The sequence below is a fragment of the Myroides sp. LJL115 genome (assembly GCF_054871665.1).
This window is the reverse complement of record NZ_JBTXLS010000014.1, coordinates 39,429-59,518: the sequence shown is the minus strand read 5'-3', so window position 1 is coordinate 59,518 and position 20,090 is coordinate 39,429. Positions and strand designations below refer to the sequence as shown.

The following is a 20,090-nucleotide window of genomic DNA, read 5'->3' as shown; positions in this document are numbered from 1 at the left end:
CCTGTGAATTTTAAAAAACAGGTAAATATAAACAGAAAGAGGTAAACTATAAAAGCGATTGCTTTTAATAGTTTACCTCTTTACTTTAAGCTTCTATTTTAAAAAGGGACTTTTTCAGTGCCCTCGAGTTATCATAAGCTTTTTTTATTTTAGTTTTCTAAGAAGTTATTGTTTTACAACTTCTCCTTTAATTCTTAAAGGCACAACACCATTAGTATAGTTAACAGCATTACTTTCTACAATAATTGTTCTGCTAATTCTACCTAGGGCCATATTATATTTTACGTCTATTTTTCCTTTTTGACCTGGTAAAATAGGTTCCGTAGGCTTAGAAGGAACTGTACATCCACATGAAGAGCGAACATTCATAATTATAAGAGGTTCATCTCCTGTGTTAGTGAAGTCAAAGGTTCTAAGACCGTTATCCTTTCCTTGTACTACAGTGCCATAGTCTATAGTATTGTTAGCAGCTTCGAATTCAATTTTTGCTCCTTGTTGAGCAAAAGATAGTGTAGTTGTCAAGACTAATACCATTAGGGCAACTATTTTTTTCATTTTATATCTATTTTGAAGTTAAACAAAGACAAATTATTCCAAATGAAAACAAAAGAAGTACTCCTTTTTATTCATTTTTAGTCTATTTTTTTTATTATTACCTAGTAATATCTATTTTTGCACTACACAAATATACAGAAATTTTAAGAAAAGTATTTTATCTTCCTTAAAAAAGTAAAGTGTTTGTGCTTTTCCCAAATTTTAAAACAAGTAAAAAATAATCATAATGAGTATTCCAGCACAATTTGATGCCAAACAGGTAGAGAAAAAGTGGTACCAATATTGGCTTGAAAATAACTATTTTCATTCCACTGTGGACCAAAGAGAACCTTATACTATTGTAATTCCTCCACCTAACGTGACTGGAGTTTTACATATGGGACATATGTTGAATAATACTATTCAAGATGTTTTAATTCGTCGTGCGCGTTTAAAGGGGCTTAATGCATGTTGGGTACCTGGTACGGATCACGCCTCTATTGCAACAGAAGCGAAAGTTGTGGCAAAATTAAAAGAGCAAGGAATCAATAAAAACGATTTAACTCGTGAGGAGTTCTTAGCTCATGCATGGGATTGGACAGAGGAATACGGTGGAGTTATTTTAGAGCAATTAAAAAAACTTGGATGTTCTTGTGACTGGGAGCGTACCAAATTTACCTTAGACCCTCAAATGTCAGAACAAGTAATTAAGAGCTTTGTTGACTTATACAATAAAGGACTTATTTACCGTGGATACAGAATGGTAAACTGGGACCCAGAGGCCAAAACTACTTTATCTGATGAAGAGGTAATTTATGAAGAGAGACAAGGTAAGTTATACCACGTAAAATACCAAATTGAAGAATCAGAGGAATTTTTAGTTGTTGCTACTACAAGACCAGAAACTATTTTAGGAGATACTGCTATTTGTATTAATCCAGAGGATGAGCGTTATGCACATTTGAAAGGTAAAAAGGTAATTGTTCCAATTTGTAATCGCGTTATTCCAATTATTTTCGATTCTTATGTGGATATGGAATTTGGTACAGGTTGTTTAAAAGTTACACCTGCGCACGATGTAAATGATAAGGAGTTAGGAGACCGTCATGATTTAGAAATTATCGATATTTTTAATGAAGACGCTACTTTAAATGATTATGGTTTACATTATAAAGGAAAAGATCGCTTTGTAGTTCGTGAGGAAATTTCAAAAGAGTTACAAGAATTATCTTTAATGCATAAAGTAGAGGATTATATCAATAATGTTGGTACTTCAGAGCGTACTAAAGCTGTTATTGAACCTCGTTTATCAGATCAGTGGTTCCTTAAAATGGAAGAATTAGCTAAACCTGCTTTAGATGCAGTTTTAGTAGATAATGAAGTTAAATTATATCCAAGTAGATATAATAATACATATAGAAGTTGGTTGGAAAATATTCGCGATTGGAATATTTCACGTCAATTATGGTGGGGACATCAAATACCTGCCTATTATTTTGGAGAAGGAAAAGAAGATTTTGTAGTTGCACAAACTATTGAGGAAGCTTTAGAATTAGCAAAAGTTAAGTCAGGAAATGCTAATTTAACTATAGAAGGATTAACGCAAGATCAAGATGCGTTAGATACTTGGTTCTCTTCTTGGTTATGGCCAATGGCTGTATTTAACGGAGTTAGTGATCCAGATAATGAGGAATTTAAATACTATTATCCAACGAATGATTTAGTAACTGGTCCAGATATTATTTTCTTCTGGGTTGCTAGAATGATTATGGCTGGAATTGAGTATACTGGTCAAAAACCATTTAATAATGTTTACTTCACTGGAATCGTTAGAGACAAGCAAAGAAGAAAAATGTCTAAGTCTTTAGGGAATTCACCAGATGCTCTAGGTTTAATTGAAAAATTCGGTGCAGATGGAGTAAGAGTAGGGTTATTACTTTCTGCTTCAGCTGGTAACGATATTCTTTTTGATGAAGAGTTATGTAATCAAGGTAAAGCCTTTACTAATAAAGTATGGAATGCCTTCCGTTTGATTAAAGGATGGGAAGTAAGTAATGATATCGCTCAGCCTTCTTGTAATAAAGTTGCAATCGAGTGGTACCGTGCTAAACTGCAAAAGTCTTTAGTAGAAATTGAAGATCACTTCCAAAAATATAGAATTTCAGATGCCTTAATGACTACGTATAAGCTAGTATGGGATGATTTTTGTTCTTGGTTCTTAGAGTTGATTAAACCAGGTTACCAACAACCAATCGACCAGAAGACTTATGCAGCAGCAATTGAATTATTAGAAGAGAATTTAAAATTACTTCATCCTTTTATGCCATTCTTATCGGAAGAGATTTGGCAGCATATTGCAGAACGTTCTGCTCAGGAGGCTTTAGTAGTGTCTCAATGGCCTACTATGCAAAGCTTTGATGAGAAGTTAATAAAAGAGTTTGAATTCACTCAAGAAGTAATAGCAGGAATTCGTACTATTAGAAAAGATAAGAATATCTCTTTTAAAGAAACAATAGAGTTAAAGGTTTTAAACACTTTAGGTGTATCAGATAGATTTGACCCTGTTATTGAAAAAGTAGGAAATGTTAGTAGCATTGAATATATTACTGAACAAGTGAGTGGTGCTTTATCTTACCGTGTTGCTTCTAATGAATATTTTATTCCAATTACAGGAAGTGTAGATGTGGAACAAGAGATTGAAAAATTAGAAGAAGAGTTAAAATACCTACAAGGGTTTTTACGCTCTGTACAAGGTAAATTATCAAACGAAAAATTTGTAAGTGGTGCTCCTGCTGCAGTTGTAGATAATGAACGTAAAAAAGCGGCCGATGCCCAAGGGAAGATCGCCACAATTGAACATAGTTTAAAAGCTTTAAAATAGTCTATTAACTATAATATTTTATTAAAGAGTTGTCAATTTGGCAACTCTTTTTTTATTTTTGCCTATGCGTATAAATATACACACTCATAGTAAGAGTAAGATACAAAATGAGATAGCTATTTTCAATCAATATCCTCTGGAGTTAGATAAACAAGTCAGATACTATTCTATTGGTATACATCCTTGGTATATCAAGGAGCAAACTATAGAGGAAGAATTGCTTATTTTACAGCAGAATATTTCTTCTGAGGGTTTTTTAGCTATTGGAGAGTGTGGGCTAGATAAGTATAGTTCAGTGGATTTAGTTTTACAAGAACAGGTTTTGATCAAGCAATTACAGCTTGCACAGCGTTATAACAAAGCAGTTATTTTACACCTTGTCTCTCATTATGATACCATTATTAGATTAAAAAAGGAATATAATATTACCGTTCCTTTAATAATTCATGGTTTTAGAAAGTCGAAAGAACTTGCTTTAAGTTTACAGAAAAGTGGTTTTTATTTGAGTTTTGGATGCGCTATAATACAGCAAGAATCTGTAGCAAAAGTATTTCAAGCTATAGACAAAGATTATGTCTTTTTAGAAACAGACGATAATAAGGAATATAGTATCGATCAGGTTTACAATAAAGCTATTTGCTTACATGCAGATATAGAAGTAACAATAGAGAAGAACTTTAAAAGAGTATTTAAAAATATAATATAATAATAGCATAGAGCTAATTTAATTTCGAACACATGGCAATTTGGCAAGAACGCGCTGAACTACTTTTTAAAGAACAGGGCTTAGAACGATTAAAAAATGCAAAGATATTAGTAGTAGGTTTAGGTGGAGTAGGATCTTTTGCAGCAGAGTTTTTAGTACGTGCAGGAATAGGAAATATGACCATTATTGATGGAGATACCGTAGATATTACCAATATTAATAGACAATTACCTGCTTTGCATTCCACTATTGGCTTGTCTAAGGTAAGTGTTGTAGCAGCTAGATTGATGGATATCAACCCACAATTAAACTTAACTTGTGTAGAAGAGTTTATTTCTCCTGAACGCGCTTTTGAGATTGTAACTCCAGATTATGATTATGTACTAGACTGTATAGATAGTGTTACTCCCAAGGTGAATTTGATTTTGGCTGCTAAGAGAAACAAGGTAAAGGTGATTAGTAATATGGGTGCAGGAGGAAAGATGGTTTCTAGCAAGATTACTGTGAAAGATATTTCTAAAACAGATGTATGTCCCTTGGCAAAACAGATTAGAAAACGCTTGAAAAAAGAAGGAATTAGTTCTGGGGTGAAAGCGGTTTTTAGTACAGAACAGCCTGATCAAAGTAGTTTGAAGATGACAGATGGAAAGAACTTTAAAAAATCTTTCTTTGGTACAAATAGCTGGATGCCAGCTTTATTTGGTTTGCGTTCTGCAGAATATGTTATCTGTTATTTATTAGAGAAGAAATAACACCAGAAAAGGTATATTTATAAAAAAAGCCGACTCCTAAAATAGAGTCGGCTTTTTTATGATGTTATATCCATTTTGCAGAAAGTAGTAGTTGTATTACTACAATTGCAATAGCTAATATCCAAAGAAAGGTGAAAGCTAGCTTTTGCAACAAGCCAGATTTAATTCCGTTTTGTTTTTGGGCTTTTATAAGCATAAGCATTGGCATAATCAAAGCAAGAACTACCAAAGATATAGATGCATATCCCAAGGCCATAATAAAGCCATCTGGATAGAATAATGCAAAGATAATCGGTGGAGCAAACGTTAGAGCTAATGCAGAAAAATTATTGGTAATATAGGTTTTCTTTTTCCCTAAATCTTTGATAAAATCATTTAAGGCTAAGGCTACCCCCCAAAACGAGGTTAGAATAGCTGCCGCCGCAAATATATTAAAGGCTATGCGAATTACATTAGAGTCATATACATTTCTAATAGCACTCAGTAATCCTTCTAGACCGGAATTTTGTTTAAGTATTTCTGTGAATTTTTCGTTTTCAATTGTTCCTAGAATAGTTAGTTCCCAAATGATATATAAAACTAAAGGAATACTACTTCCGATGATAAAAACCCACTTTAGTTTTTTAGTGTCTCCATGAAGGTATTTAACTAAGCTTGGAATTACAACATAAAAACCAAAAGAGGTAAAGATTACGGGAATAGTAGCTATGATAGGCAGCGTGCTACTAGGAATGTATTCTAAGTTCGCGCCTTGAATTTTCGGCAATAGTAAACCTATTACAATACATAAGAAAAGTAGTTTTACAGAGAAAACAATTTTAGTACTTATATCTACAACTCTAGTCCCAAAAAGGATAATGCCTCCAAAAATAATTGCAAATATTACTGCTGCTACCTCCGGGGAAAGAGTTATGTTGAAAATGTTCTCTAGATTAGTTTTTACAATTTCTCCTCCTCCTGTTATATAGGCACTAACTAAGGCATACATTAAACTTAACATACTTAAAGCTGTAATAATAGCTCCTCCATTTCCAAGATACTTATAGGTAAGGGTATTTAACCCATCTTCGTGAGAGTTATATTTATATACGTTTACTAGTAGGATAGAGGTGTAGCACATTGCAAACCATATAGTAAATAGGATTAATGTCATAAAGCCAAAGCCTACGCTTGCGGATATAATTGGCATAGCTAGCATTCCTGCTCCAATAGTTGTTCCTGCTACAATTAGGATACTTCCTATGAATCTTTGCATTTTTATTTTTGTATTTAAAGTTGGGTGTTATTTCTTTTATTCTAAAATTGGAAGTTTTCCAAGAGTCATTAAAGTTTGAATTACCAAAATGGAAACTCCAAATGTGATTATTAGTAGGAAGGCAAATTTTTGAAAAAAGGTGACTTTTTCATGTCTTGTTTTCTTTACTTGTATATACATGAAAACAGGTATAAATAAAGAAGTGATTACTACAGAAATTGCTGCGTAGCTTAAAGCTAATATAAATCCTTTAGGATAGTATAAAGCAAATAATAAAGGTGGCAGGAAAGTAATTAAAAATAAAATGAAGCGATTTTCTTTAAAGGAAGTTTTTTTAGATAGGTCTTTAATATAATCAAAGAGTGCTAGCGCTACTCCTAATAAAGAAGTTAAAATAGCTGCTGCTGTAAAAACATTTATAGGAATTTGCATCCAAGTGGATTCTGAGATACTACTTACTGCTAGAATCATTCCCTCTAATCCTTTGTTGTTTTGAATAATGCTGTATAAAGTAGAAGGTGCAATACTTCCTAAAATGGACATTTGCCAAAATATATATACAACTAAGGGTAAAAGACTTCCATAAAAGAAAGCTTTCTTTAGTAATTTCTGATCTCCGTTAAGGTATTTTACCATACTCGGTACAACGATGTGGAAACCAAAAGAGGTAAATATAATGGGAATAGAGGAGTAAAAAAGTTTTTGCTCTATAGGTGAGGCAAGTAAATTATCTACTTTTATATAGCCAAGCATGGTTATTATTATGATAAATAGGAAGACCAATTTTACTACAAAAATCCATTTTGTTGCTACATCTACTACTTTGGCACCTAAGGCTACGATACCTCCGAAGATAATGGTAAATACAATGGCTGTTTGCCAAGGGGTCAAGGCAATATTTAACCAATTCTTTAGATTTAGCTGTAAAATATCACTTCCTCCAGCTATGTAAGCACTAACTAGAGCATACATAAGGGTTAGCATTGAGATTCCCGTAACAATAGAGCCTATCGATCCAAGGTATCTATGGGTCATCGTACTTAATCCATCTGTGTGGGAATGCTCTTTGTAACATTCTACCAATAATAAAGACGTATAACACATTGCTATCCAAATTAAAACCATTACTAGGGTTATTCCACTAAAGCCAACTCCTGAGGATATAATGGGCATTGCTAGCATGCCCCCGCCTATGGCAGTTCCAGCTATTATAAGAATACTTCCGATTAGTTTGCTATTCACTTTTATGATGTTTTATTTGAGGATAATTGTAAAAAAACATAAATATATTTTTATTTTTCTCAATTATCAACTCGATTTGTTATTTTGTAATAAAAAAAGAATCTTTGATTAGATATCGCATTGTTTTGTACTTTGAAAATTCAATATATTCCCTTATCTTATTATCTACAATAAGATATAAAATAATTGACTTTGCTAACTTTAGAACTAGAATTAAAAAATAAAAACATCAATCCAACAGCTATGCGTTTATTAGTACTTAAGTTTTTAAAAAAACAAAGTACAGCTGTTACTTTAAATGATATTGAGAATAGTTTTGAGCAATCGGATAGGGTTACCATCTACAGGACGATAAAAACCTTCGAAGCTAAAGGACTAATTCATAGTATCACTTCTAATAATGTAACACAATATGCATTATGCAAAGATGCTTGTAATGAAATTAATCACCAAGATACACATGTACACTTTCAATGTAGAGATTGTAATGCGATAATTTGTTTACCTAGTATTTCCATTCCAAAAATCGAATTGCCAAAAAACTTTAGTTTAGACGAATTAGAAATAATAGCTAGGGGCATTTGTGATCAATGCCAGGATTAACTAACTACGATATCGATGCTCTTCGATAATATGGGAGAGAATTTGTTTTGCGTGTATTCTAGAATTTTCAATAAATAACTTATGGGTATTTATACCACCACATACTACACCTGCTAGATATAAATTATCTATGTTGGTTTCCATGGTGTCATAATTATACATCGGTTCCTTTGTTGCTTGATCTTTTATTCGAATACCTACCTTTCTTAGAAATTCATAATTTGGATGATATCCTGTTAAGGCTAAAACAAAATCATTAGCAATTGTTTTAGACTCTCCATTTTGTTCAAAGCTAACGTGCTCAGGAGTTATGTTTGTTAAGTTACTATTGAAGTATGCGGTAATGCTATTTTCAGCTATTCTATTTTCTATATCTGGTTTAACCCAATATTTTACTGTATCGCTGATTTTTTCATCGCGAATAATCATCGTTACATTAGCGCCTTTTCTATAGCATTCTAAAGCAGCATCGACAGAGGAGTTACTAGCCCCTATAACTACAACATTAGTTGAAGCATAAAAATGTGGATCTTTGTAGTAATGAGAAACCTTCTCTAGGTTTTCACCAGGGATATGAAGTAGATTTGGAAAATCATAGAAACCAGTAGCAATGATAACATTGATGGAAAAATACTTTCCTTTAGAAGTCTCTATTTCAAAATCACCAGAAGAGTTCTTCTTAATATCGGTAACTTGAGTGAAAAGTTGAATATTTAAGTCACTATTGGTACATACGCGTCTGTAGTACTCTAAAGCTTCATTTCTTCTAGGTTTGTTTTGAATACTTACAAAGGGAATGTTATCTAATTCTAATAGTTCAGAAGAAGAGAAGAATTGCATGTTAACTGGATAATTATATAATGAATTAACCAAGCAGCCCTTTTCCAATACAATATAGGAAAGGCCCCTTTTTTTTGCTTCTAGTGCGCATGCAATACCAATTGGACCTGCACCTACTATCACTATGTCAAAATTTTTAACCATTATAATAAATCTTCTTCTATTTTTTAAATTTTCTCAAAAATACAAATTTTGAATTAATTAGACTGCACAAAATCAGGTAAAAAAAATCAGGCTATCTTATCTGTGATAGATAAGATAGCCTGCAAGTTATATAATAGTCTATAAAAATAGATTATTTTTGTTTGTTCGCGATTAAGAAAACTCCAATTTCCATATCTTTACTAATTCCCCAATCTGCTGGATTGATGTCGAATCCTTTTTCGTCTTTAGTTCCAAATTTAAGCCCCCAGTCTGTACGATTAGCGATAAAGTTAGCTTCTAAAGTAGCATTTTCCTCTGTGATAGTAATTTTTGCAGGGAAAGTTGTATTTACCGTCTTTCCTAAGATAGTTAAGTTTCCACTTACAGATTTGTTTGCTCCTTCTATTTTGCTTTCTGTAGCTGGATCTAAATCTTCAACCTTAGTAATTTGGAAAGTTACTGTAGGATATTGAGCCACATCAAAGAAATCAGCACTCTTTAAGTGATTAGTTAAGTCAGAAACTTTTTTCTCATCATCACCAACCGATGCAGGGTTAACTGTGATAGTATTCATGTCTAAAATGTAGTTTCCTGCAGTTAAACCATTTTGGTCAATAGAAACCTCTCCTTGGCTTAAAGAAAGTTTCCCCCATCTTGGATCGATACCACCTGTATGTCCAACTTTCCAAGTAGTGAAACTGTTTTGTGTATCCACAACATATTTAACACCTTGTTCTTTTGCAACTTCTTGCTCTGTTGTAGTAGTTGCTGTGTCTGCATTCTTGTTTCCACATGAAGCAAGAGTCAAAGTAGCTGCAATAGCTAAAGATAATACGATTTTTTTCATATCTGAAATGCTAATTTATTTTTATCAAATTTACGATTCTATATCCGAATATACAAGAAAATCCATGAAATGGAGGTCTTTCTTAATGTAGGTTAATAAATTACAAGGCTATGTAAGAAACTATCCTAAAAGCATCGTTTTTTATTAGTTCTTGAATAAGTTCTATTTGGGAACTATTTATTCTATTTCTTTAAAAGTTTCAATAATATTTTTAAGCTCTAAAGTATCATATACTTTTTCCCTTTGTGTTGTCCAAGATATAAGTTCATAATTTGCTTTTTTCCCTTGGATTAAAGTTTGAATCATGAACATCGGCATTTGATTTAACTTCATTTCCAAATAGTACATTTTTGCAGGTAAGCCATTTATATTTAAGTTTTCTTGTTTTGCAATAGTGTACTCTGGTTTGTTTTGGTATATTTTTAAAGCATCTTCTACATAAGTCTGAAAGTCTTTGTTTGTATTGTTTTGTTCTAAGAGATGTTTAGTTACTAGGTAGACCTCTGTAAAGGTATTACCGTATTCTAGGTCCGCTCCTGGATACAAATCATGCATAGGTGCTAATGCAACTGGAATGTCTAACGAATAAAGATCTTCCACGACTATATGTTGTGGTGGTGGGACTTTAATTGTACAGCCAAAAAGAATTAATGCTGTAAAAAGTACTAAGGATATTTTTTTCATTTCTATTGATTTTTATAGTAAAGATATGCTAAATTTTAACATATTGTAAAAAAAAAGTCTTAATACTTTTAATTGGCATTGTTTAAAATTGTATTTTAGAGCTTGTAATTTTTAAAATTTTGTAATTATGGCAAAGAAAGTATTAATGTTAGCAGGAGATTTTGTGGAAGATTATGAGGTGATGGTACCTTATCAAGCTTTATTATCTATAGGAGTAGAAGTAGATGTTGTTGCTCCTGGTAAGAAAAGTGGGGATGTTATTGCAACTGCTGTACATGATTTTGTAGGATACCAAACTTATGCAGAGTTTAAGGGGCATAATTTTGTTTTAAATAAAACATTCAGTGAAGTTACTGTAACGGATTACCAAGGATTATACATTTGCGGAGGTAGAGCTCCTGAATATATTCGTCTAAACCAAGATGTGATTGAGCATGTAAGGTATTTTTTCCTACAGGATTTACCTGTTGCTGCTATTTGCCATGGCATTCAAGTACTAACCGTTGCAAATGTTTTAAAAGATAGAAAATTAACTGCCTATCCTACTATCGGACCGGATATTACTTTAGCTGGTGGACAGTATGTTGAGGTAGGGGCAGATAAAGCAGTAGTAGATGCTAATTTGGTAACTTCTCCAGCTTGGCCAGGACATCCCGCTATACTTAAAGAATTTTATGCCTTATTAGGTATTACAATTAGTTAGGGGTAAAACTGTTTTAGAATATATTTTGCGATGTTAAATAAGATTAGAAGTAGATAAAGATTTCTTATTTTAGCATCGCAATATTTATTTTATGATTTCACAAGAACAATTTTTAAAGGAGTTAGATATTATCATAACCAATGCTCTGAGGGAAGATATTGGGGATGGAGACCATAGTTCATTGGCTTGTATTCCAGCCAATGCAACAGGTAAGGCTAAAATACTGGTAAAAGAGTCTGGGGTTTTAGCTGGAATTGAATTTGCTAGAATGATATTAAATAAAGTAGATCCTAGTCTAGAATTGGAGATTCTAATACAAGATGGTCAGCCAATTGAAGTAGGGGATATTATTGGATATATTAGTGGTAATTCTCAATCTATTTTAAAAGCTGAGCGCTTTATGCTAAATTCAATGCAAAGAATGAGTGCTATTGCTACTAAAACCAAAGAGTTTGTAGATCTTTTAGAAGGAACAGGTACTAAGATTCTAGATACACGTAAAACTACTCCAGGGATTCGTGCTTTGGAGAAATGGGCTGTTAAAATTGCAGGAGGTGTAAATCATAGATTTGCTTTATACGATATGATTATGCTAAAAGATAATCATATTGATTTTGCAGGAGGAATTGCTCAAGCAATTCAAAAGACCAACGATTACTTACAAAAGACCAACAAAGATCTTAAGATTATTGTCGAAGCGCGTAATCTAGATGAGGTTGAACAAATACTAGCTTGTTCTAATGTCTATAGAATTTTGTTAGATAATTTTGACTACAAGATGACTAAACAGGCTGTCGCTTTAATCAATGGTCAATGCCAAAGTGAGTCTTCTGGTAATATTGATCATACTACAGTAAGAGAATATGCACTGTGCGGGGTAGACTTTGTTTCTAGTGGGGCGCTTACCCATTCTATAAGTAACTTAGATTTAAGTTTAAAGGCCGTGTTATAATAAAGGGTAGCTTGTTTAATGTTTTAAATGAGCTATTTCTTATATCATAGCAGGCTATAAGTCAAGTTTTAAGATATGGAATTGCTTTGCATTATTCTATGTATTGGCTAAACATTGCAGTAGCAGTGATTAGCATAACAGCATTATATTCATTTTACAAATATGAGAGGCAAATTCTACCAGATTCCCGTAATAGATAAGATCGTATGTTTTTTAAAGAGAGTGAAATTTTCTTTTTTACAGGGATACTCTTTATACGATCTTTTAGATCTCTATATAATGGGAATAGTAAAGGGTGCTTTTTCTTATAGAGCAGGTTCAATTGCTTTTAGTTTTTTTATGGCACTGTTTCCCTTTGCCTTATTTATTTTAAACCTTATTCCATACATACCCTTAGAAAATTTTCAAATTGATTTTTTGGAATTTATAAAAAATTCATTACCTCCTAATACCTATGGAGCAGTAGAATCTATTCTAAGTGATATTATGAATAACAGTTATAAATCACTACTTTCTTCGGGGTTTTTTTTATCCATTTTCTTAATGAGTAATGGTGTTTTTGCTATTTTAGGAGGTTTTGAATCTTCTTATCATATAACTATTTCTAGAAATTTTATCCGGCAATATCTAATGGCTCTTGTGTTATCTATAGGGCTCTCGTTTGCACTTATTTTTTCTGTAGCTGTTTATGTTGTTTTAGAAGTTATTATGTATACCTTTCATTTAGATAGTAGCCTTATTCTTTGGGCAAGAAATCTTTATCTACTATTGATTGTATTTTTAACTACTTCTACTTTGTATAAATTTGGAGCCAAACAAACAAAAAGCATCCCCTTTGTTTCTATAGGTTCTATTTTTACCACTGTGTTGTATATTTTAACCTCGTATTTTTTTGGAGTATATGTATTGCGATTTGCTCGATATAATGAATTGTATGGATCTATTGGTACTTTACTAGTAGTTATGTTTTATCTATGGATAAACTGTATGATATTGCTATTAGGTTTTGAATTAAATGCAACAATAAGTAAATTGAAGAGTAAAAAGAGTTATATTTGATAAGGAGTGTTAATTTAATATAGATTAGTATGAGAAAAATTCTTTTAGTTATCTCTTTGTTTTTGGTAAGTTTTTTGAGTGCACAAGCCCAAGAAATCACTGGGAAATGGAAAACAATAGACGATGCCACAGGTAAGGAAAAGTCTATCGTAGAAATTTACGAAAAATCAGGTAAATATTATGGTAAAATAGTCCAACTTTTAGATCCAAGTAGGGATAATCCTTTATGTGAGAATTGTGAAGGTGAGAATAAAGATAAGCCGATTCTTGGTTTAGTTTTTATCAACAATATGCAGAAGAAAAATAACGATCTTTCTGGAGGTACTATTTTAGATCCAGAAACAGGTAAGGTATACAAATGCTCCATTAAATTGGAGTCCGCAAACAAACTCAATGTTAGGGGATACGTAGGAATATCTCTTTTGGGACGCACCCAATCTTGGCAGCGTGTAGAATAAAAAAAGTGGTGTTTATAAAAAGGCACCATTTTTTTTATAGTAGGCTTTAGTATAAAGTCGTGTTATCTTTGTAACCATAAAACAAGTGTCATGTATTATTTTGTGGAAGTTATCATTCCTTTGTCTTTAAATTCGACTTTTACTTATTTAGTAAGTACAGATGAATATGAATTCCTGCAAGTTGGTATGCGTGTAGCAGTCCCATTTGGAAGATCAAAAGTATATACAGGATTGGTCATTGATAAGCACCAAAGAGTCCCAGAAAGTTATCAAGCTAAAGAGATTTTTGAAATATTAGATGTTGAACCAATTGTAAGTGAAAAGCAAATTGAACTTTGGAAATGGGTAAGTGAATACTACATGTGTAGCCTAGGAGAGGTGTATAAGGGGTGTATGCCAAGTAAATTGCTCTTAGAGAGTGAAACTTTGATACAATTTAACCCCAAGTGTGTTATCCAAGTGGAGGAGTTATCAGATAATGAGTTCTTAATTTATGAGGCTCTTCAAAGTCAATCTATTTTGAAGTTAAAAGATATTATTGGAATATTAAATACAAAGAAAGTATTTCCGATTTTGCATAGTTTAATGCAAAAAGAAGTTGTTTTTTTACAAGAAGAAATAGTAGATAAATATAAACCAAAGATTGGGCGCTTTATAACCTGGGCCGGGGATTTGCAAAAGGACTCTATCCGACAGGAGTGTATTAGTTCTTTAAAGCTTAGTGCTAAGCAAACCCAATTAATAGAATACCTTTTGTATTTAGAAAATAATGGAGCTCTACCTGTATTAGCCTCTGAGCTTCTAGAGCGTTCAGGATGTTCGGCCTCTATTTTAAAAGCCCTTATTACAAAGGGTGTTGTAGCTGAGGTTTTTAAGGCACAAGACCGTGTTGTTTTTGAAGAGGCTACCCAAGATAAAATAGTATTAAGTACATACCAAGAAAGAGCTTTAGATCAAATTATAGCATATTACTCCAAAAAGATGGTTGTTCTATTACATGGTGTTACTGCATCTGGTAAAACGGAAGTCTACATCCGGCTAATAGAAAATTTTTTAAGAGAAAATCCAAATGGACAAATACTTTATTTAGTCCCAGATATTGGATTGACTACCCAATTGGTAACTAGACTAGTTCGGTATTTTGGTAATCAAGTAGCTGTTTTTAACTCTAAGTATTCTGCAAACGAGCGCTTAGAGGTTTACAAACAAGTATTGCAAGGTTCTGAAAAAGCTAGAATTATTATAGGAACACGATTGGCAGTGTTTTTGCCATTTAAGGACTTACAATTAGTTGTAGTAGATGAAGAGCAAGAAGTAAGTTATAAGCAGCAAGAAGTTGCTCCACGCTATAATGGAAGAGATTGTGCGGTAGTTTTAGCTTCCCAGCATAAAGCTAAGGTTTTGTTGGGTTCGGCTACCCCGAGTTTGGAATCTTATTATAATGCGGATCAAGGTAAGTATGGTTTAGTGACTTTAGATAGAAGGTATAATAATATACTACTACCGGAGATAGTACTTATTGATTTAAAAGAAAATTATAAGAAGCGTCAAATGGTTGGACACTTCTCAAAATATCTAATTCAACAGATTCAAGAAGCTTTAGCTTTAAAGGAACAAGTGATTATTTATCAAAATCGCAGGGGATTTTCCCCAGTTGTGGAATGCATGACTTGTGGGCATGTTCCTGGGTGTGATCATTGTGATGTGAGTCTAACCTATCATAAATATTCCAATGAATTGCGTTGCCATTATTGCGGGTTCTCTATAATGATGCCTAAATTTTGTCAAAAATGCCACTCTTTAGATTTAAATAGCAAAGGTTTTGGTACCGAGCAAGTTCAGCAAGAATTACAGGCCATGTTTCCAGAACATAGAATTGCTAGAATGGATCAAGATACCACAAAACTCAAATACAGCTTTGAGAAACTTATTGACGACTTTAAAAATAGGGAGATTGATATTTTAGTAGGGACTCAAATGTTAGCTAGAGGCTTTGACTTTGATAATGTTAGTTTAGTAGGGATTTTAAATGCTGATAATAGTTTGTTCCATCCTGACTTTAGAGCCTTTGAGCGCGCCTTTCAAACGATGGTGCAAATCAGTGGTAGGGCTGGTAGAGGTAATAAAAAAGGACAAGTGGTAATACAAACCTATAATCCAAACCATAATATCATTCAACAAGTTACCAATTATAACTATCATGGTATGTATAAAGAACAAATGTATGATCGTTATAATTTTAAGTACCCTCCTTTTTATAGGTTAGTGCGCATTACACTAAAGCATAGGGATTTTGATAAATTAAAGCAGGCATCTTTGTGGATGTATAATTATTTAACCAAGGAACTCGGTATTCCAGTTCTAGGTCCAGAAGAGCCTAGTATTAATAGAATCCGAAATGAGTACCTTCGAGTAATATTAATTAAAATACCACAAGATAAACCCCTTAATTTAACTAAAGCTAGAATTGTAGATATACTCAAAAGTTTTGAGGCTATTGGGCCTTATCGAGCAGTTAAGGTGGTTGCTAATGTAGATTTTTATTGATACGTTAGGAATAAATACCTAAAGTGAAAGAAATGTTTTAATTATAAATAAACTTTAATAGTATTTGGATGGTAACAATACATGTTGTATTTTTGCAGCCAATTTTATAACAAATTAATTTTTTGTATTTATGAATCATTATGAAACTGTTTTCATCTTGAATCCCGTTTTATCTGAAACTCAGGTAAAGGAAACAGTAACGAAATTTGAAGAATTTCTTACTTCTAGAGGAGCTGAGATGGTATCTAAAGAGGATTGGGGGCTTAAAAAATTAGCGTACGAAATCCAACACAAGAAAAGTGGATTTTATCACTTATTTGAGTACAAAGCACCTGGAGATGTTATTATCAACTTAGAGACTGAGTTTAGACGTGACGAAAGAGTTATGCGTTTCTTAACTGTAAGTTTAGATAAAGAAGCAATCGCTTGGGCGGAGAGAAGAAGAGAGAAATTAAAATCTAAAAAAGCTTAATTATTATGTCTAGTATTGAGCAATCTGCAAAAGGAAAAAAAGACGGGGATATTAGATATCTTACGCCTTTAAACATAGAAACAAACAAAACTAAAAAGTATTGTCGTTTCAAAAAATCAGGAATCAAATATATCGATTATAAAGATGCTGATTTCTTATTAAAATTCGTAAACGAGCAAGGTAAAATTTTACCTCGTCGTTTAACAGGAACATCTTTAAAATACCAAAGAAAAGTTTCTGTAGCTGTTAAAAGAGCTCGTCATTTAGCATTAATGCCATATGTGGCTGATTTATTAAAATAAAAAAGAAGCAGAAACTATGGAACTTATTTTAAAACAAGACGTACAAAAGTTAGGATTTAAAGACGATATCGTAAATGTTAAACCAGGATACGGTCGTAACTATTTAATTCCTCAAGGACTTGCAGTTTTAGCTACTCCTTCTGCTAAGAAAGTATTAGCTGAGAACTTAAAGCAAAGAGCACACAAAGAAGCTAAAGTTATCGCTGATGCACAAGTAGTTGCAGAAGCATTAAGAGCTTTAGATATCAAAATCAGTGTTAAAGCTGGTGGAGAGAAATTATTCGGATCAGTTACTAACCAAGACTTAGCAGAGTTCTTTGCTAAAGAAGGTCAGCAAGTTGATAAGAAATTCATTACTTCTGGAGTAATCAAACGTACTGGTAAATATACTGCTAGTGTTCGTTTACACCGTGATGTAATTGTTGAAGTGGAATACGAAGTAATCCCTGAGCAAGAATAATCATTGATTATATATAAGAAAAGCCCTCTAAAATTAGAGGGCTTTTTTTTTGTCTTTTTTTAAAGAACTTTAGATAGAAATATGTGAAAGTTATTTGATATGCATTTTAATCAGTAGGGAATCTATGGTAGAATTAGTATTTTTGAACTTTAAAATTTAGTTTTATGAAATATACTCGACTTACAAAGGAGCAATTTGAAGAATTACATCCTGAATTTATCAATTTTTTAGCCTCACAACAAATCGATAAAAAGGAGTGGGATAATATTAAAGCTTCAAAACCAGAGGTTGCAGAACAAGAATTAGATGTTTTTTCTGATTTGATATGGGAAGGAGTTTTAAACAAAGCTGAATTTTTAGAGCATTATTCTAAAAATCACTTATTTTTATTTGGGTTTAACGATGAAACAATACATACTATTGTAATTAAAACTCTGCAAGAGGATATAGATTTTCTAACAAAAGAAGGTTTACAATGGTTAAGTGATGCTGTTTTTACAGCTGAGGTTGAAATCAAATATGGTAGTAAGGATTTTGGTGAGGATCGCAACAAAGAAGTTTTCGACATTATTCAACAAGGAGCCATACTTAGTGATGGAGTGTTGTATAATCAGTTTAAAGAAATGTTGAAATTATAAGACTTTCTATGAAAATACAAGATAAAATGGAGTCTTTAAGAGTTGAGCTTAATACGTATAATTATGAATATTATGTATTGGACACTCCAAGTATTAGTGATTTTGAATTCGATCAAAAGTTAAAAGAGTTAGAGGCTTTAGAGAAACAATATCCACAGTATATGGATATGAATTCGCCAACTCAAAGAGTAGGTGGGGAAGTAACTAAAAACTTTAAAACAATAGAACACCAACATCGTATGTATTCTTTAGATAACTCTTACTCTGTGGAGGATTTAAAGGACTGGGAACTGCGTTTAGAAAAGGTTCTAGGGCATATTCCATCTGGGTATACTTGTGAGCTAAAATACGATGGCGCATCTATTAGTATTACTTATAAGAATGGGGTTTTACTTAGAGCTGTAACAAGAGGAGATGGTACACAAGGAGATGATGTAACGGCTAATATTCGCACGATAAAGTCTGTGCCTCTAGTACTAAAGGGTAACTATCCTGCTTTATTTGATATACGTGGGGAAATAGTTTTACCTTTCGCGGGTTTTGAAAAAATGAATCGCGCTTTAATTGAAATGGGCGAAGCACCTTATTCAAACCCTAGAAATACGGCCTCGGGAAGTTTAAAGCTACAAGATAGTACTGAGGTTGCCAAAAGGCCATTAGAGTGTTTATTATATAATGTAGTAGGAAGTGATTTACCATTTTCTAGTCAAATAGATTCTTTGGAATCAGCTAGATCATGGGGATTTAAAGTTCCTAATGTATCTAAGTTAGTTAGTTCTTTAGATCAGGTTATAGCTTTTATAGAATATTGGGATAAACATAGATCAGAATTGCCTTATGAAACCGATGGTGTAGTAATTAAAGTTAATGATCTGCAAGATCAACAGGAGTTAGGTTTTACTTCCAAGGCTCCACGTTGGGCTATTGCATATAAATTTAAAGCAGAACAAGTAGAGACTACTTTGGAGTCAATAACTTATCAAGTAGGAAGAACAGGTGCAATTACACCAGTGGCTAACCTAGAGCCTGTGCAATTAGCAGGGACTATTGTAAGACGTGCTTCTTTGCATAATGCCGATCAAATAGCAAAACTGGATGTTAGAGTAAACGATAAGGTTTTTGTTGAAAAAGGAGGGGAAATTATTCCAAAGATTGTAGGTGTTAATGTTGAAGTGCGAGCTCAGGACTCTGTAAAGACAGTTTATATAAAAGAATGTCCAGAATGTGGAACAGCTTTAAAACGTACTCCTGGAGAGGCTCAACATTATTGCCCAAACTTTTCTCATTGTCCCCCTCAGATAACAGGTAGAATTCAACACTTTATTTCTAGGAAAGCTTTGGATATCCAAGGACTTGGTGAGGAAACTGTTATTCTTTTATGTAAGAATCACTTGGTGGAAAATTATGCCGATTTATACGATTTGACTATAGATCAAGTACTACCCTTAGATCGTATGGCACAAAAATCTGCGGAAAATTTAATAAATGGAATTCAAGCTTCTAAGACAATTCCTTTTGAAAGGGTATTATTTGGTCTTGGAATACGATTTGTTGGTGAGACGGTTGCTAAGAAACTAGCTCAACATTATAAAAACATTGATGCTTTGGCTCATGCAGGATTTTTAGATCTAATTGAGGTAGATGAAATAGGGGAGCGTATTGCTCAGAGTGTGATTGATTTTTTCAGTAGTGCTCAAAACAGAGAAATTATTCAACGTTTAAAGCATTATGGTGTACAGATGGAAGTGCAGGAAAAAGAATCTACTGTTGTTTCCGATGTTTTATTGGGCAAGACAATTGTTGTTTCTGGAGTATTCACACAAATGACAAGGGATCAAATCAAACAAAGTATTGAAGACCATGGAGGGAAGAATGGAAGTTCAATTTCTTCTAAGACAGACTTTGTAGTAGCTGGGGATAAAATGGGGCCTTCAAAATTAGAAAAGGCTAATAAGTTAGGAATCACTATTTTAAACGAGCAGGATTTTATTGATATGATAAAGTAAAACCG

Annotated in this window: 20 protein-coding genes; 14 read left to right on the top strand and 6 right to left on the bottom strand. The window is 32.9% G+C overall.

Going from position 1 to position 20,090, the window contains the following annotated elements; translation table 11 throughout:
• Positions 1 to 165 precede the first annotated feature (165 nt).
• On the bottom strand, positions 166 to 555 hold the full coding sequence (locus ACYSNX_RS05525; protein ID WP_461753686.1) for a DUF1573 domain-containing protein: 390 nt from the start codon (positions 553 to 555) through the stop codon (positions 166 to 168).
• Positions 556 to 781: 226 nt separating this feature from the next.
• Here ACYSNX_RS05525 and ACYSNX_RS05520 point away from each other — a divergent pair, with 226 nt between their 5' ends.
• From ACYSNX_RS05520 to ACYSNX_RS05510, 3 genes are all read left to right on the top strand, one after another.
• Entirely contained in the window at positions 782 to 3,415 is a 2,634-nt protein-coding gene (locus ACYSNX_RS05520) for a valine--tRNA ligase (RefSeq protein WP_461753685.1), read from the top strand.
• A gap of 64 nt (positions 3,416 to 3,479) precedes the next feature.
• Positions 3,480 to 4,121 carry a TatD family hydrolase gene (locus tag ACYSNX_RS05515; protein ID WP_461753684.1) on the top strand — a complete coding sequence of 214 codons (642 nt, stop codon included), beginning with the start codon at positions 3,480 to 3,482 and terminating at the stop codon, positions 4,119 to 4,121.
• A 32-nt stretch (positions 4,122 to 4,153) separates the two neighbouring features.
• A complete protein-coding gene (locus ACYSNX_RS05510; RefSeq protein ID WP_461753683.1) occupies positions 4,154 to 4,873 on the top strand; it encodes a tRNA threonylcarbamoyladenosine dehydratase in 720 nt (239 codons plus the stop codon).
• A 64-nt stretch (positions 4,874 to 4,937) separates the two neighbouring features.
• On the opposite strand, the gene ACYSNX_RS05505 is transcribed toward ACYSNX_RS05510, so the two are convergent.
• Entirely contained in the window at positions 4,938 to 6,128 is a 1,191-nt protein-coding gene (locus tag ACYSNX_RS05505; protein ID WP_461753682.1) for an aromatic amino acid transport family protein, read from the bottom strand.
• A gap of 36 nt (positions 6,129 to 6,164) precedes the next feature.
• Positions 6,165 to 7,370, bottom strand: coding sequence for an aromatic amino acid transport family protein (locus ACYSNX_RS05500; RefSeq protein WP_461753681.1), 1,206 nt, complete (start codon positions 7,368 to 7,370; stop codon positions 6,165 to 6,167).
• A gap of 192 nt (positions 7,371 to 7,562) precedes the next feature.
• Between ACYSNX_RS05500 and ACYSNX_RS05495 the strand changes: the two genes are divergently transcribed.
• Positions 7,563 to 7,973 carry a Fur family transcriptional regulator gene (locus tag ACYSNX_RS05495; protein ID WP_461753680.1) on the top strand — a complete coding sequence of 137 codons (411 nt, stop codon included), beginning with the start codon at positions 7,563 to 7,565 and terminating at the stop codon, positions 7,971 to 7,973.
• Here ACYSNX_RS05495 and ACYSNX_RS05490 read toward each other — a convergent pair whose 3' ends face one another.
• From ACYSNX_RS05490 to ACYSNX_RS05480, 3 genes are all read right to left on the bottom strand, one after another.
• Positions 7,974 to 8,957 (bottom strand): YpdA family putative bacillithiol disulfide reductase, encoded by a 984-nt coding sequence (locus ACYSNX_RS05490; RefSeq protein ID WP_461753679.1) that lies wholly within the window; start codon positions 8,955 to 8,957, stop codon positions 7,974 to 7,976. It lies immediately after the preceding gene.
• A gap of 151 nt (positions 8,958 to 9,108) precedes the next feature.
• Positions 9,109 to 9,804, bottom strand: coding sequence for a YceI family protein (locus ACYSNX_RS05485; RefSeq protein ID WP_461753678.1), 696 nt, complete (start codon positions 9,802 to 9,804; stop codon positions 9,109 to 9,111).
• 177 nt (positions 9,805 to 9,981) lie between these two features.
• Positions 9,982 to 10,488 carry a hypothetical protein gene (locus tag ACYSNX_RS05480; RefSeq protein WP_461753677.1) on the bottom strand — a complete coding sequence of 169 codons (507 nt, stop codon included), beginning with the start codon at positions 10,486 to 10,488 and terminating at the stop codon, positions 9,982 to 9,984.
• Positions 10,489 to 10,615: 127 nt separating this feature from the next.
• On the opposite strand from ACYSNX_RS05480, the gene ACYSNX_RS05475 reads away from it, so the two are divergent.
• From ACYSNX_RS05475 to ligA, 10 genes are all read left to right on the top strand, one after another.
• A complete protein-coding gene (locus ACYSNX_RS05475) occupies positions 10,616 to 11,191 on the top strand; it encodes a DJ-1/PfpI family protein (protein ID WP_461753676.1) in 576 nt (191 codons plus the stop codon).
• A 91-nt stretch (positions 11,192 to 11,282) separates the two neighbouring features.
• Positions 11,283 to 12,143: a carboxylating nicotinate-nucleotide diphosphorylase gene (gene nadC / locus ACYSNX_RS05470; protein WP_461753675.1), complete on the top strand. Its 861-nt coding sequence runs from the start codon at positions 11,283 to 11,285 to the stop codon at positions 12,141 to 12,143.
• A gap of 162 nt (positions 12,144 to 12,305) precedes the next feature.
• Entirely contained in the window at positions 12,306 to 13,202 is an 897-nt protein-coding gene (locus tag ACYSNX_RS05465) for a YihY/virulence factor BrkB family protein (protein WP_461753674.1), read from the top strand.
• 29 nt (positions 13,203 to 13,231) lie between these two features.
• The gene (locus ACYSNX_RS05460) at positions 13,232 to 13,660 is read left to right on the top strand and encodes a DUF2147 domain-containing protein (protein WP_461753673.1); all 429 of its coding nucleotides are present in this window, start codon (positions 13,232 to 13,234) and stop codon (positions 13,658 to 13,660) included.
• A gap of 90 nt (positions 13,661 to 13,750) precedes the next feature.
• On the top strand, positions 13,751 to 16,207 hold the full coding sequence (gene priA / locus ACYSNX_RS05455; RefSeq protein ID WP_461753672.1) for a replication restart helicase PriA: 2,457 nt from the start codon (positions 13,751 to 13,753) through the stop codon (positions 16,205 to 16,207).
• 130 nt (positions 16,208 to 16,337) lie between these two features.
• Entirely contained in the window at positions 16,338 to 16,679 is a 342-nt protein-coding gene (gene rpsF / locus ACYSNX_RS05450; protein ID WP_461753671.1) for a 30S ribosomal protein S6, read from the top strand.
• A 5-nt stretch (positions 16,680 to 16,684) separates the two neighbouring features.
• On the top strand, positions 16,685 to 16,981 hold the full coding sequence (gene rpsR / locus ACYSNX_RS05445) for a 30S ribosomal protein S18 (protein ID WP_237790734.1): 297 nt from the start codon (positions 16,685 to 16,687) through the stop codon (positions 16,979 to 16,981).
• 16 nt (positions 16,982 to 16,997) lie between these two features.
• Positions 16,998 to 17,441: a 50S ribosomal protein L9 gene (rplI, locus tag ACYSNX_RS05440; protein WP_461753670.1), complete on the top strand. Its 444-nt coding sequence runs from the start codon at positions 16,998 to 17,000 to the stop codon at positions 17,439 to 17,441.
• A gap of 164 nt (positions 17,442 to 17,605) precedes the next feature.
• Positions 17,606 to 18,079 (top strand): DUF6495 family protein, encoded by a 474-nt coding sequence (locus ACYSNX_RS05435; protein WP_461753669.1) that lies wholly within the window; start codon positions 17,606 to 17,608, stop codon positions 18,077 to 18,079.
• Between the two features lie 8 nt (positions 18,080 to 18,087).
• Positions 18,088 to 20,085: an NAD-dependent DNA ligase LigA gene (ligA, locus tag ACYSNX_RS05430; RefSeq protein ID WP_461753668.1), complete on the top strand. Its 1,998-nt coding sequence runs from the start codon at positions 18,088 to 18,090 to the stop codon at positions 20,083 to 20,085.
• The last annotated feature ends 5 nt before the right edge of the window (positions 20,086 to 20,090 follow it).